The 14,058-nt window shown below is 62.9% G+C and carries 13 protein-coding genes; 3 read left to right on the top strand and 10 right to left on the bottom strand.

The annotated features are described in order from the left end of the window. Nucleotides 1–138 precede the first annotated feature (138 nt). Genes FRZ40_RS16185 through FRZ40_RS16175 form a run of 3 tightly spaced genes read right to left on the bottom strand, consistent with a single transcriptional unit; the run spans nt 139 to nt 3,119 of the window. Nucleotides 139–879 carry a phosphoadenylyl-sulfate reductase gene (locus tag FRZ40_RS16185; protein ID WP_028370211.1) on the bottom strand — a complete coding sequence of 247 codons (741 nt, stop codon included), beginning with the start codon at nt 877–879 and terminating at the stop codon, nt 139–141. Beyond that, complete coding sequence (locus FRZ40_RS16180; RefSeq protein ID WP_028370210.1) at nt 876–1,421, bottom strand: DUF934 domain-containing protein; 546 nt, start codon at nt 1,419–1,421, stop codon at nt 876–878. Before FRZ40_RS16180 ends, FRZ40_RS16185 begins: the two co-directional genes overlap by 4 nt. An 18-nt stretch (nt 1,422–1,439) precedes the next feature. Next, the gene (locus FRZ40_RS16175; RefSeq protein ID WP_147234698.1) at nt 1,440–3,119 is read right to left on the bottom strand and encodes a nitrite/sulfite reductase; all 1,680 of its coding nucleotides are present in this window, start codon (nt 3,117–3,119) and stop codon (nt 1,440–1,442) included. Nucleotides 3,120–3,357: 238 nt separating this feature from the next. Between FRZ40_RS16175 and FRZ40_RS16170 the strand changes: the two genes are divergently transcribed. Next, entirely contained in the window at nt 3,358–4,299 is a 942-nt protein-coding gene (locus tag FRZ40_RS16170) for a CysB family HTH-type transcriptional regulator (protein ID WP_028370208.1), read from the top strand. Between the two features lie 76 nt (nt 4,300–4,375). After that, a complete protein-coding gene (locus FRZ40_RS16165; protein WP_147234697.1) occupies nt 4,376–5,560 on the top strand; it encodes an ABC transporter substrate-binding protein in 1,185 nt (394 codons plus the stop codon). Nucleotides 5,561–5,597: 37 nt separating this feature from the next. Here FRZ40_RS16165 and FRZ40_RS16160 read toward each other — a convergent pair whose 3' ends face one another. Then, nucleotides 5,598–6,986, bottom strand: coding sequence for a glycosyltransferase family protein (locus FRZ40_RS16160; protein ID WP_147234696.1), 1,389 nt, complete (start codon nt 6,984–6,986; stop codon nt 5,598–5,600). Between the two features lie 150 nt (nt 6,987–7,136). On the opposite strand from FRZ40_RS16160, the gene FRZ40_RS16155 reads away from it, so the two are divergent. Continuing rightward, entirely contained in the window at nt 7,137–7,394 is a 258-nt protein-coding gene (locus FRZ40_RS16155) for a hypothetical protein (RefSeq protein ID WP_028370206.1), read from the top strand. 15 nt (nt 7,395–7,409) lie between these two features. Here the strand turns inward: FRZ40_RS16155 and FRZ40_RS16150 are convergent, their stop codons facing one another. From FRZ40_RS16150 to FRZ40_RS16125, 6 genes are all read right to left on the bottom strand, one after another. Beyond that, nucleotides 7,410–8,555, bottom strand: coding sequence for a Gfo/Idh/MocA family protein (locus tag FRZ40_RS16150; RefSeq protein WP_147234695.1), 1,146 nt, complete (start codon nt 8,553–8,555; stop codon nt 7,410–7,412). Between the two features lie 31 nt (nt 8,556–8,586). Continuing rightward, nucleotides 8,587–9,636 (bottom strand): sugar phosphate isomerase/epimerase family protein, encoded by a 1,050-nt coding sequence (locus tag FRZ40_RS16145; protein WP_147234694.1) that lies wholly within the window; start codon nt 9,634–9,636, stop codon nt 8,587–8,589. Between the two features lie 84 nt (nt 9,637–9,720). After that, nucleotides 9,721–10,689 (bottom strand): substrate-binding domain-containing protein, encoded by a 969-nt coding sequence (locus FRZ40_RS16140; protein ID WP_147234693.1) that lies wholly within the window; start codon nt 10,687–10,689, stop codon nt 9,721–9,723. After that, a complete protein-coding gene (locus tag FRZ40_RS44050; RefSeq protein WP_158647005.1) occupies nt 10,686–10,838 on the bottom strand; it encodes a hypothetical protein in 153 nt (50 codons plus the stop codon). The genes FRZ40_RS16140 and FRZ40_RS44050 overlap by 4 nt, the downstream gene beginning before the upstream one ends. Nucleotides 10,839–11,571: 733 nt before the next feature. Beyond that, nucleotides 11,572–12,585: an ABC transporter permease gene (locus FRZ40_RS16130; RefSeq protein WP_147234691.1), complete on the bottom strand. Its 1,014-nt coding sequence runs from the start codon at nt 12,583–12,585 to the stop codon at nt 11,572–11,574. Further along, a complete protein-coding gene (locus tag FRZ40_RS16125; RefSeq protein ID WP_147234690.1) occupies nt 12,566–14,053 on the bottom strand; it encodes a sugar ABC transporter ATP-binding protein in 1,488 nt (495 codons plus the stop codon). Before FRZ40_RS16125 ends, FRZ40_RS16130 begins: the two co-directional genes overlap by 20 nt. Nucleotides 14,054–14,058 lie beyond the last annotated feature (5 nt).

The raw sequence follows: 14,058 nt of genomic DNA, 5'->3' as shown, positions 1-14,058 counted from the left end.
GTTTGGGTCCTTCGTTGGTTCGTGTCGCATGATCGGGCTCTCACCAGATGCGTGCGGCACGTAAAGATTCAACCGAAATCGGCATTGCGCGGCGCACGGCGTTTGCGTCATCTTACGCCGGCGCCTTCGTGCATCGCATCAGGTGGAAGCGTTCTCCGAGACGACAGCGACAGGGATCGTCGTGATGTGCAAGCCGCATTCCTTCGTATCGCGCGACTCCCACCACCAGCGCCCTGCCCGGCTGTCTTCGCCGGGGCGCACCGCGCGCGTACACGGCTCGCAGCCGATGCTCGGATAGCCGCGCGCATGCAGCGGGTTCACGGGCACGTCGAAGGCCTTCAGGTAAGCCCATACGTCGGCTTCCGTCCAGTCGGCGAGCGGGTTGTACTTCGCGATGTTGCGGGCGTGATCCTGCTCTTCCTCGTGCAGCTCCGCACGCGTCACCGACTGCTCGCGACGCTGGCCCGTAACCCATGCGCTGACATTCGACAGCGCGCGATTCAGCGGCTCGACCTTGCGGATCTCGCAGCAGCGCTTGCGCAGATCGATGCTTTCGTAGAACGCGTTCAGGCCATGCTGCGCGACGTATTCGTCGACGGCGGCCGCTTGCGGATGAAACTGCTCGATCTCGTAACCGTAGCGCTCGCGCACGCGGTCGATCATACCGAGCGTCTCCGCATGCAGGCGGCCCGTGTTCAGCGAGAAGATGCCTATCTTCACGCCGCGCGACAGGATCGCGTGCGTCAGCAGCATGTCTTCCGCGGCGAGACTGCTCGCGAACTTGACCTGCTCGTGACGCTGGCCGATCGAATCGAGCAGCGCATCGAGACGTTCGATCTTCGCCTGGAGTTCCGGCGAGACAGTGGCGGCGTCCGTCATACGGCGGCCTTTTGTGCGGCAGCCGCCGCTTCGCGTCGACGGAACAGCGGCGACGGATCGTCGAACGCGCCCTGGTATTGCACCGTGAATTCCGTGAACGCTTTCAGCGCGTCGTTGATGTCCTTGTCGGCACGCAGCGCGTAGGCGTTGAAGCCGCAGCGCTCGTAGAAGCGCAGCTGGTCGCGCAACACGTCGCCGATCGCGCGAATCTCGCCCTTGTAGCCGTAGCGCTCGCGCAGGAGGCGCGCGATGCTGTAGCCGCGGCCGTCGCGGAACACGGGGAAGTCGACTGCGATCAGCGCGACCTTGTCGAAGTCCGCGACGATGTCGGCGGGTTCGCTGTCCGGCGCGAGCCACACGCCGATCTCGCCGGCGCTGCGCGATGCTGTCAGTTCGTCACGCGCGGCTTGCCACAGCGCGAAGGGAACAATGATCTTGCCGGCGGGCAAAGCGCTCACTTCGGGCAGCGCGCCGTCTTCGGCTGCGCGGACAACCGTGAAGTCGTCGTTGACGATTGCGCGGTCCTTGATAATCGATGCCATCTGTTAGATCCCTTGCCGTTACGCGTGAGCCGGTTGACGCGATGCGTACACGCGTTCCTTGAACGGTGCGAGCCCGATGCGGTTGTACGTGTCGATGAAGCGTTCGCCGTCGATGCGGTTTTCGACGAACGTGTCGATCACCTTCGACACCACGTCCGGCATTTCTTCCGCCGAGAACGACGGGCCGATCACGCGGCCGAGCTTCGCGCCGTCCGTGCCCGTGCCCTGCTCGCCGCCGAGCGACACCTGGTACCACTCGGAGCCGTCCTTGTCGACGCCCAGCACGCCGATGTTGCCGACGTGATGGTGACCGCACGAGTTCATGCAACCCGAGATGTTCAGCGACAGATCGCCCAGGTCGTACACGAAATCGGCGTTGTCGAAACGCTCCTGAATGGACTGCGCGATCGGAATCGACTTCGCATTCGCGAGCGAGCAGAAATCGCCGCCCGGGCACGCAATGATGTCGGTCAGCAGGCCGATGTTCGCCGTTGCGAAACCTTGCGCCCTGGCCTTTTCCCACAGCGCGTACAGGTCGCGTTTCTTCACGTTGGCCAGAATGAGGTTCTGCTCGTGCGACACGCGGATTTCACCGAACGAGTATTCATCGGCCCAGTCGGCGACGGCTTCCATCTGCACGTCCGTCGCGTCGCCGGGAGCGATGCCCGTCGGCTTCAGCGAGATCGTCACCGACGCATAACCCGACACGCGGTGCGGACGCACATTGCGTTCGACCCAGCGCGCGAACGGCTTGCTGTCGAGCAGATGCTTTTCGAATGACGTGTCCGTGTCCGGCAGCTTTTCATACACGGGCGGCTGGAAGTACTGCGACACGCGTGCGACTTCCGCTTCCGTCAGCGTCGACGGACCGTCCTTCAGGTGTTGCCATTCTTCTTCGACCTGCTGCGCGAATTTCCCGGGCGACAGCGCCTTCACGAGAATCTTGATGCGCGCCTTGTACATGTTGTCGCGGCGGCCGTAGCGGTTGTACACGCGCAGCACGGCTTCGCAGTACGTCAGCAGATGCTGCCACGGCAGGTCTTCCTTGATGATCGCGCCGATGATCGGCGTGCGGCCGAGGCCGCCGCCCGCGAGGATGCTCGCGACCACTTCGCCTTCGGCGTTCTTCTTCAGATAGACGCCGAGGTCGTGGATCTGCACGGCCGCACGGTCTTCCTTCGTACCCGACACGGCGATCTTGAACTTGCGCGGCAGCCAGGCGAATTCGGGGTGGAACGTCGACCACTGGCGCATGATTTCCGCCCACGGACGCGGATCGACGATTTCGTCGGGCGCGACGCCCGCGAATTGATCGGCCGTGATATTGCGGATGCAGTTGCCCGACGTCTGGATGCCGTGCATCTGGACGGACGCGAGCTTGCGCAGGATTTCCGGCGTTTCTTCGAGCTTGATCCAGTTGTACTGGATGTTCGAGCGCGTCGAGAAATGGCCGTAGCCGCGGTCGTGTTCGCGCGCGATCGTGCCGAGCATGCGCAGCTGGTCGCTGCGCAGGTTGCCGTACGGAATCGCGATGCGGTGCATGTACGCGTGGCGCTGGTAGTACAGGCCGTTTTGCAGGCGCAGCGGACGGAACTCTTCTTCGCTCAATTCGCCCGACAGACGGCGACGAACCTGGTCGGCATACTGCGCGACGCGTTCATCGACGATGGTCTGGTCGTACTGATCGTATTGGTACATTCGGGGACCCCAGGGTTTGTGTTCGTCTCACACGACACGGCGTTCCGGTTACGCCGCGCCTCGGATTCGTCATTGCCAGTCAGCTTTGAGCGCGACGGCGGCAGGCCGTTTAGACGCATCTCTCATTTGCTAATGACAAAAACAGATATCCATATTGGAAAAACTGGACAAATCGTAATAAACTCGCCTTATATTTCAAACGACTAAAAAATTCTTTTGATATGCGGCGAGGTTATATATGAACCTGCATCAGTTCCGCTTCGTGCGCGAGGCCGTCCGCCAGAATTTCAACCTGACGGAAGCCGCCAAGGCGCTGTATACAAGCCAGCCTGGCGTCTCCAAGGCGATCATCGAGCTGGAAGACGAGCTGGGCGTCGAAATCTTCACCCGGCACGGCAAGCGCGTGCGCTCGCTGACGGAGCCCGGGCGGATCATTCTGGCGTCCGTCGAGCGGATTCTGCAGGAAGTCGAGAGTCTCAAGCGGGTCGGTAAAGATTACGCGGCGCAGGATCAGGGCAATCTCGTGATCGCCGCGACGCATACGCAGGCGCGCTACTCGCTGCCCGCCGCCATCGCCGAATTCAAGAAACGCTTCCCGAAGGTGCATCTGTCCATTCTTCAAGGCAGCCCGACGCAGGTCGCCGAACTGGTGCTGCACGACCAGGCCGACGTGGCGATCGCGACGGAAGCGATCTCTACCTATAAGGAACTGGTGTCGCTGCCCTGCTTCACCTGGCATCACCTTGCCGTGATGCCCGCCGACCATCCGCTGCTGGAGCGCAAGCTGCTGTCGCTCGACGATCTGACCCAATATCCGCTGATCACCTACGACAACGCGTTCGCCGGCCGCACCAAGATCAACGACGCGTTCCGCCTGCGCGGACTGCATCCCGACATCGTGCTCGAAGCGATCGACGCGGATGTGATCAAGACCTATGTCGAGCTCGGGCTGGGCGTCGGCATCATGGCCGACATCGCGTTCAACGCGGAACGCGACCGCCATCTGCGCGCGATGCCCGTCGGACACCTGTTCGGCAGCAACGTGACGCGCGTCGCGCTGAAGCACGGCGCGTATCTGCGCAGCTATGTGTATACGCTCGTCGAACTGCTGTCGCCGAATCTGAACCGCCGGCTGATCGAGCAGGCGCTCAAGGGCGAACACGAAACGTACGAGCTTTGAGGTTTTTGATTCGCTATAACAACAGCCGCACAACAGCCACGTTAGCCACAGCGTCATCTGTCAGGAGATCTTTCGCATGTCGTCGCACAACAAGAACAAGCTGAAAACCACCTTGCGCCATCTGACGCGCGCCGCCGCGATCGGCGCGCTGTTCGTCGCCGCTGCCGCGCACGCGGACATCAAGGTCGGCATCGACCTGTCGAGCACGGGGCCCGCCGCTGCCATCGGCATTACCAGCAAGAACGCGATGCTGATGTGGCCGAAGACGATCGCCGGGCAGCCCGCGCAATACATCGTGCTCGACGACGGCTCCGATCCCGGCGCGGCCGTGCGCAACATCCGCAAGCTGATCAACGAGGATCACGTCGACGTGATCGTCGGGCCGAACATCACGCCCGCCGCGCTTGCCGCGCTCGATCCCGTCGCCGAAAGCCAGACGCCGATGATCACGCTGATCGGCTCGGCCAGCGTGGTCGAGCCGCAGGAAGGCAAGAAGATCTGGGCGTTCAAGATGGCGCAGACGGACAGCGCGATGGCCGACGTGATGACGCGCTACATGTCGAATCACAACGTGAAGACGGTCGGCTTCATCGGCTTCGCGGACAGCTACGGCGACAGCTGGCTCAACGAATTCACGAAGTTCGCGGCGCTGCGCCACATCCAGGTGGTCGCCACCGAGCGCTTCAACCGCACGGACGCGAGCGTCACGGGCCAGATCCTCAAGCTGATGGCAGCGAAGCCCGATGCCGTGCTGATCGCGGGCGCGGGCACGCCGACCGTGCTGCCGCAGCGCACGCTCGTCGAGCGCGGCTACAAGGGCGCGATCTATCAGACGCACGGCATCGCGACGCCTGAGTTCATCAAGCTCGGCGGCAAGGATGTCGAAGGCACGCTGTTCCCGACGCAGCCCGTCGTCGTGGCGCGCACGCTGCCCGCCGATCATCCCGCGAAGAAGGCTGCACTCGCTTTCGTCGACGCGTATGAAAAGCAGTACGGGCCGAATACGGTCACGCAGTTCGCGGGCGATGCGGCCGGTGTCTATCCGCGTTTGCAGGATGCCGTCGCGCGCGCGTTGAAGACTGCGCAGCCGGGCACGCCCGAGTTTCGCGCGGCGCTGCGCACGGAACTCGAACATGCGCATGAGCTGGTGGTGCCGAACGGCGTCGTGAACACGAGCGCGAAGGATCACGTCGGCCTCGATCAACGCGCGAGCGTGATGGGAATCGTCAAGGGCGGGAAGTTTACTTACCTGAGTCAGTGAGCGCTTCGCGCGCTGACTGACTTAACGGATCGCCCGCCTACGACAGAAACGCAATCGCCTCGTCGATCACGCTGCGCCAGTCGCCCATCAGCGTCTGGCGCAGCGGCTTGATGTTCTCCATCCACGGCGACGTGTCGCCATCGATGCCCCAACGCCATTCGCTTGCCAGGTTCAGCGGCACGACGGTCAACTTGCCGAGCATCGCGCTCAGGTTCGCGACGCCTGAATCGACGGCAACGACGGCGTCCAGCTGCTCGATGCACGCAGCCGTTTCCGCAAACGACCGGATCCCCGGTTCGTACACGCTGATATTGCCCGACGGCATGCCCGCGAAGCTCTGCACAGCGGGATGATGCAGGCTCACGAAATGCCGCTTCGCGGCCACCGACGGCTGCGTCACCAGATGATCGACTTCCGTCAGCGGCAGACTGCGCCGGATCGCCGAACACCGCATCACCGCGCCGACCTCACGCGCATGCCTTTGATTGCAGTCCCAGAAAATGCCGACCAGCGATTTGCCCGGCTGCGCCCCGCGCAGATCGCGCGCCCATGCGGCCGCCGTCGCACGCTCCCCTTCGGGCGCGCGCAGAAACGCCGGGAAGAACGGCGACGGCGGCGGCGTCTGCTGCGCGGCCAGCAACGGCACATGCAGCAGCGTCGCGTACAGATCGGGCGCGAATGCGTGCACCTCGTTCATCAACGCTTCCGGCAACGGCTCGTCGCGCCGCAACGGACGCGTCGCGCTCACGACGCGGCAATCCGGCAGCGAGGCCTGCAAGAGCGGTTGCAGTTGCGCATCGCAGGTGATCATCAGTTCGGCGCCCGCCGTGCGCCACTGCCGCACGCCGGCAAACAGCAGGAACTGGTCGCCGAAACCCAGCTGATGCGTGATCAGCACGCGCTTGCCGCGCAGATCCCGTTCGCCCTGCCACAGCGGGATATCGGCGGGCCGATAGCTGCCCGTGTCGCCCTGATTGCGCGCGAGCCACGGCTCGAAGCCCGCGGGACGCGCGCTGCGCAGCAACGCCTCACCGTATAGATGCTCGGCCTTGCGCGCGAACCATTCGCCTTCGGCCGCGGCCTGTTGCCACGCGTCGCGCAGCATCGGTGTGCCGCGCTCGGTATCGCCCGACATCACGAGGCTCTGGCCGAGGCTCATCGCGTAGTAGGCAGGCCGCCACGGCAGCGCGGCATGGTTTCGCCATGTCGCGACGGCATCGAAATGACGGCCCAGCAGCGTCAGCGCATGCGCGCGCCAGTTCACGAAATGAAGATCGCGCGGTTCGATCGCGAGCGCGCGTTCGGTGTACGGCAGCACTTCGTCGTCGCGCATGTCCTCGAGCAGCGCGACACACACGGCACGCAACCTGTCGATGTCGTCGGGCGCATGGGCGAGCGCATCGATTGCTTCGGGAACTGAGGGCATGGCGAGTATCGTTTCGAAGTTCTACGCGACGCCGATAGCGCAGCGCGAGGGTGATGGGCGGGCTGAACGGCCGGCGACCGGGCGGCGAGTATACGTCGTAGAATCGTGCAGCAATCTCGAAAACTCAAGCACTGCACGGCAACACCCATCATGCGCACGACCCGAGCCATCCACGCCGTCGAACGGCTGAAGACCCGCAGCGGCAATCCTCGCTTTGCAGCGATCAGCCTGTCGGGCGGACTGTTCTATCTCGTCGACAAATCGAGCGGAACTGACCAGAAAGTGTCCGAGCCGCTGCCGCTCGACGAGTTCGTCAAATTCGTCGACGATTACGGCCCGAAGAAGCCGCGCAAGGTCAGCAAGCTCGACCTCGCGTTCGAAGAACAGATCAAGCGCAGCAAAAGCTGAATGCGCGGCTCGATGTCAGGCGTTTTTCACGCGCGAGTACGCGAGCTTCGCATGGCTGTCGAAAACGGCATCGATAAAACGCAGGCCCGCGACGCCGTCGTCGACGGTCGTTAGCAAACGGCTTTCGTGCGGCACGGGCAGGCCCGCGTCGATCGCTTCGATCTGCAGCGCCGCATCCTTGTAGAGCTGCGCGAACGCTTCCAGATAACCTTCGGGATGGCCGGCGGGCACACGCGTCGCATGCCGCGCCGCCGCGCTGTCGACGCGCCCGCGCGTGAACTTTTGCGTCACGCCGCCCAACGGCGTGAACAGCAGTTCGTTCGGGTTCTCCTGATCGAACGCGATGCCCGCCTTCGTCCCATACACGCGCAGACGCAGCGCATTTTCCGCGCCGCTTGCCACCTGGCTCGCCCACAGCACGCCGCGCGCGCCGTTCTCGTAGCGCAGCATCGCCTGAATGTGATCGTCGACCTGACGGCCTTCGACGAATGTATGCAGTTCCGCGGCGATCTCGACGGGCAGCATGCCCGTTGCGAACGCCGCGAGGTGATAAGCATGCGTGCCGATGTCGCCGAGACAACCCGCGCGCCCCGCCTGCTTCGGATCGGTGCGCCATGCAGCCTGGCGGTTATCGCCCGTCAGCTCGATCGGCATGGCGAGCCAGTCTTGCGCATATTCGACCTGCACGACGCGCACGTCGCCGATCTCGCCCGCGTCGACCAGTTCGCGCGCATGACGCGCCATCGGATAGCCCGAATACGTGTGCGTCAGTGCGAAGAGCCGGTTCCTGTCGTGCGCGAGTCGTGCGAGCGCTTCACCTTCGTCGAGCGTCATCGCGAGGGGCTTGTCGCAGATCACATGGATGCCCGCGTTGAGGAATGCCGTCGCGACGGGCGCATGCAAATGATTCGGCGTGACGATCGATACCGCGTCGATGCCGTCGTCGCGCGCGGCTTCGGCGCGCGCCATCTCGTCCCAGCTTGCATAGCTGCGCGCGACGCCGATTTCATCGGCACTGGCTCTCGCGCGCTGCGGATCGGACGACAGCGCGGCCGCCACCAGTTCGAAGCGATCGTCGATGCGCGCCGCGATCCGGTGCACCGCGCCGATGAACGCCCCCTGGCCGCCGCCGACCATGCCCAGCCTGAGTCTTCGTGTCATCGCGATCTGCTCCTGTCGTTCAGCGCACGCGTCAGAGCCCGAGCACGCGCTTCAGCTGCTCAGCGTCCGCGCCGCTGCCCGCGAAGTCGTCGAATGCATGCTCCGCCACGCGGATGATGTGCCGCCGGATGAAGTCCGCGCCTTCGCGCGCGCCGTCTTCGGGATGCTTCAACGCACACTCCCATTCGAGCACTGCCCAGCCCGGGAAATCGTACTGCGCCATCTTCGAGAAGATCGCGCCGAAGTCGATCTGCCCATCGCCGAGCGAGCGGAAACGTCCAGCGCGCTCGACCCATCCGCTGTATCCGCCATACACGCCCTGCCTTCCGTCTGGACGAAATTCGGCGTCCTTCACGTGAAAGGCCTTGATGCGCTCGTGATAGATATCGATGAACGCAAGATAGTCGAGCTGCTGCAACACGAAGTGGCTCGGATCGAACAGGATGTTCGCGCGCTCGTGGTCCTTCACGGCGGACAGAAACCGTTCGAATGTCACGCCATCGTGCAGGTCTTCACCCGGATGCAATTCGTAGCAGACGTCGACGCCTGCTGCGTCGAACGCGTCGAGAACAGGTGTCCAGCGGCGCGCGAGTTCGTCGAAGGCGGCTTCGACGAGACCAGCGGGACGCTGCGGCCACGGGTAGAGATACGGCCACGCGAGCGCGCCCGAGAACGTCACATGCGCCGTCAGCCCGAGCCGCTCTGAGGCCTTCGCGGCGCACTTCAGCTGCTGCACGGCCCATTCGGTGCGCGCGGCCGGATTGCCGCGCACATGAGGCGCTGCGAACCCGTCGAACAGCACGTCGTATGCGGGATGCACCGCGACGAGCTGGCCTTGCAGATGCGTCGACAGCTCGGTGATCGCTACGCCCGCATCCGCGACGACGCCGAGCAGATCGTCACAATACGTCTGGCTCGCCGCCGCCTGCTCGAGATCGACGAGGCGAGGATCGGCTGGCACCTGTATGCCCTTGTAGCCGAGACCCGCCGCCCATTGTGCGAGATGGGCCAGGTTGTCGAACGGCGCATCGTCGCCCGTGAACTGCGCGAGAAAGATCGCCGGCCCTTTGATCGTTTTCATCGTGCTGCGCTCCTGCGATGGATAGGCTGCTACGGAAAAACCGTCATGCTGCGCGCGTCTCGGCGCGAAGCATGACGGTTGCGATCAGAACGGCGAATCGGGGAAGTAGAACTCCTTTGCGTTCTCCTTCGTAATCAGCACGGAGGGAATGATTGTCGTCGGCGGCAGCTTGTCGCCTTTCAGGCGTGCTTCGGCCGTCAGCTTGATCGCGTCGTAGATGAATTTCGGCGAGTAGGACACATCGGCCCTGATGAGCGGCGCGCCGTCCATCACGTTCTTCACCATGCCTTTCGAGCCCGCGCCGCCGAACACGATCTTGATGTCGCTGCGTTTGGCCTGATCGATCGCCTTCATGACGCCTACGGCCATGTCGTCGTCGGCGGCCCAGACGGCGTCGATGTGCTTGAAGCGCGTCAGGTAGTCCTGCGTCACCTTGAACGCGTCATCGCGATTCCAGTTCGCGTATTTCGCGTCCAGGATCTTGATGTTCGGATAGTTCTTCAGCACGCCGGTGAAGGCGTTCCAGCGTTCGTTGTCGAGCGTCGTCGGAATGCCGCGCAGCGCGACGATGTCGCCTTTGCCGTCGAGCGCTTTTGCCAGGTATTCGGCGGGGATCTTGCCGAATGCGGTGTTGTCGCCGGCCACGTATGCATCTTGCGCGCTGGTATCGGTCAGGCCGCGGTCGACGACCGTCACGTAGACGCCTTTCTTTTTCACTTGCGCAACTGGTTGCGTGAGTGATGCCGATTCATACGGGAAGATCACTAAAGCGTTGATCTTGTTGACCGTTACGAGGTCTTGCAGCTGGTTCGCCTGTTCCGGCGCGTTTGCTGCGGTTTTCACGATTACCTTCAGGTCCGGGTGCGCTTTCTCCAGGTCCGTTTTGGCCTTGTTCGCCCACCAGACGATGCCGCCTGTGAAGCCGTGATCGGCGGTAGGGATGGCTACGCCTAGTGTTACTTTTTCATCTGCGTGAGCCTGGGTTGCTGTTAGCGTCAACACGGTGCTGATCGCCAGTGCCCCGGCGCTGAGTGCTCGGATGATCTGCTTCATGGCTTCTGTCTCCTGGTTGATTTCATCGTCTTCTTCGTCAATGGGTTGCCGAATTGCTGGTTCTGGTTCTGGTTCTGGTTCTGGTTCTGGTTCTGGTTCTGGTTCTGGTTCTGGTTCTGTTTCTGTTTGTGTTTCTGTTTCGCTGGCATCCGCGATTTCGTATCCGTACTTCAGGCGTCGCCCCTGTGCGGGGCGGCACCTACTTTTCTTTGCAGCGGCAAAGAAAAGTAGGCAAAAGAAAGCCGCTCACACCGCCAGTTCTGGTTGTTGCCTGCGGGCCCCCCACGGGTCCCGCACTCCGCACGGCAACACGCTGCTCAATGCGCGTTGCCAGCGCCTTTAACACGCGCATCACCCACTCCAGTCACCCGTAGCGCAGCCAGCGGCAGCGAACCGTCTGTGCAGCCCAGGTGGCAAACGGTGTGTAGGTTGTCGCACCTCTTGCGTTGGCGCTTCTACGACACCGATCCCGCTTTTCAGTCCGGAGTGGTGCACTTCCATCGCGACGGCCTACACACCGTTTGCCACCTGGGCGGCCGTGGACTTACCGGTAATGCAATTCGTGATGCGGGCATGTGAAGCGGGTGAGGCGTGAGTTAGTACGCTGGCAACGGGCGTCAGACAGTGCGATGTCGTGTGGAGTGCGGGACCCGTTGGGGGCCCGCAGGCAAACACAAGGATTAGCGGTGTGAGCGGCTTTCTTTTGCCTACTTTTCTTTGCCGCTGCAAAGAAAAGTAGGTGCCGCCCCGCACAGGGGCAACGCCTGAAGCACAGATACGAATTCGCGGATGCGAGCCACCACTTCGCGGACGCCAGCCAAAAAACCGGCCAGCGCAGCAAAAAGACCGGAATGGCGACTGCGCCGCAGACAAGAAAACCATTCACCGCCGCCCCCGCTGCAAAAACGCGACAACAATAATGACAACACCCTGCACAGCAGCATTCAAATAAACGCTAATAATGCTGGTGAGATTAAGAATGTTAGCGATCACGGAGAGCAAAACAGCGCCGATAACGGTGCCGACGACGCGTCCTTCGCCGCCCTTAAGCGCGGTGCCACCAACCACAACAGAAGCAATCGCTTCAAGCTCCCAAAGCAAACCCGTAGTAGGCGTCGCAGACCCAAGCCTGGGCACATAAAGAACAGTAGCAACACCAACACAAACCCCGAGCAAAACATAAGTCACAATCTTCACGGTATCGACACGAATCGCCGCATATCTCGCCACCTGTTCATTCGATCCAATCGCCTGCACATGCCGCCCAAACGCCGTGCGATTGAGAATGAGCGCTCCGCCAGCAGCAACCACGAGAAACACCCAGATCGGCACAGGCACACCAAACAGACTCGCGTAATAAACAGGCCCGTACAAGTCGGAGAGATTGTTGTCGAGCGTCAACGCGCCACCATCGGCAAGCCATGTCAGCACCGCACGAAAAATCCCCAACGTACCAAGCGTGACGATAAAAGGCTCGATGCGCCCTTTGGTAATCAGCAACCCATGCGCGCATCCAAACGCGCCGCCCAGCACAAATGCACTGGCAATGCCGATCAGAACAATCGTCAAAGGCGCAAACGCATGTCCGCCCGGTGACGCAGCCAGCGCATTCATCAACCAGATCATGCTGCCCGCGATCAACGCCGCCATCGACCCGACAGAGAGATCGATCCCACCGGAAATAATCACAAAGGTCATGCCGACAGCAATGATCCCGATGAACGACGTGCGCGTCAGCACATTCATCATGTTGTCGACGGTCGCGAAGTCGCGATTGAGCAGCGTGCCCGCGATGCACAGCACGATCAGGCCGGCAAGCGGCCCCAACCCGTGCAGACGATGCGCAATCCGCATCGCGCGCCCCGCCGGCGCGGCGTCAGTGTGTGCCCGTTGCATGAGCGATCAACTCCTCTTCGGTCAGATGGCCCAGACCGAGCGTCGCCTGCAGGCGCCCCGCGCGCATCACGGCGACGCGATGGCATAGCCCGATCAGCTCGATCAGTTCGGATGAGATGACGACGACGGCACGCCCTTCGGCAGCCAGCCGGTGAATCAGAAAATAGATGTCGCGTTTCGCGCCGATGTCCACGCCGCGCGTCGGCTCGTCGAGCACGATCACGTTCGGATCCGGCTGCAGGAACTTCGCAAGCGCGAGCTTCTGCTGATTGCCGCCCGACAGCATGCGCGCGCGGCTGCCCAGATCGCCCGTACGTATGCCGAACTCGCGCACGGCGCGCGTCAACGCATCGCGTCCCGCCTTCATGTCGAGCAGCGGATGCGCGTAGCGCTCGAGCGTCATCAGCGTGAGGTTGTCCTGCAGGCTCAGGTTCACATGCAGCCCCTTGCCCTTGCGGTCTTCGCTCAGATACGTGAGTCCGCGCCGCATTGCGTCGCGCGGGCTGTGCAGATCGGCCTTTCGTCCCGCGATTTCGATCGCGCCTGCCGTGCGTTTGCGCAAGCCGATGATCGCTTCGAACGCTTCCGTGCGCCCCGCGCCGACCAGCCCCGCGAAGCCGAATACTTCGCCCGCCCGCACCTCGAAGCTCAGGTCGTCGACCCAGTCGGGCACGCTGAGATTGCGCACGCTCAGCGCAATGGGTGCATCGTCGGCAGGCGGCGTCTTGTCGGGGAACATGTCGGACAGTTCGCGCCCGACCATCAGGTTCGCCATCTGCTGCCGCGCGAGCAACGCGGTTTCGCTGCGCGCGACGAAGCGGCCATCGCGCATCACGATCACTTCATCGGTGATGTGCTCGACTTCATCGAGCTTGTGCGAAATGTAGACGATCGTCACGCCGTCGGCCTTGAGCTTGCCCATCAGCGCGAAGAGGCGCTCGGTTTCGGATGGCGTGAGCGTCGCCGTCGGTTCGTCCATGATGAGCAACCGCGCGCGCCGCGACAGCGCCTTCGCGATCTCCACCATCTGCTTTTCCGCGACGATCAGATCGCGCACCTTCGTATCGGGATGCTTATGCAGCCCGACCTGCTCCAGATAGCGCTTCGCCTCGCTGCGCATCGCGGTGTCGTCGACGAACAGGCCCTTGCGCTTTTCGTGGCCGAGGTACATGTTCTGCGCGATCGTCAGATGCTCGGCGAGATTGAACTCCTGGTGAATCAGCACGATCCCCGCTGCTTCCGCGTCGCGCGAGCCGTCGAACTGCTGCGCATGGCCGTCGATCAGCACCGTGCCTTCCGTCGCCGTTTCGTAGCCCGCGAGGATCTTCATCAGCGTCGACTTGCCCGCACCGTTCTCGCCGAGCAGACCGTAGATGCGCCCCGGCGCGAGCTCGAAGCTCACGCCGTGCAGCACGCGCACCGGGCCGAAGTCTTTGCGGATATCGTCGAAACGGACGGCGAGGCTCATCGCGG

It is taken from the genome of Paraburkholderia azotifigens, assembly GCF_007995085.1.
Classification (GTDB): domain Bacteria; phylum Pseudomonadota; class Gammaproteobacteria; order Burkholderiales; family Burkholderiaceae; genus Paraburkholderia; species Paraburkholderia azotifigens.
Note: the sequence above shows the minus strand (reverse complement) of the source record. Positions and strands in the feature narration are given on the sequence as shown.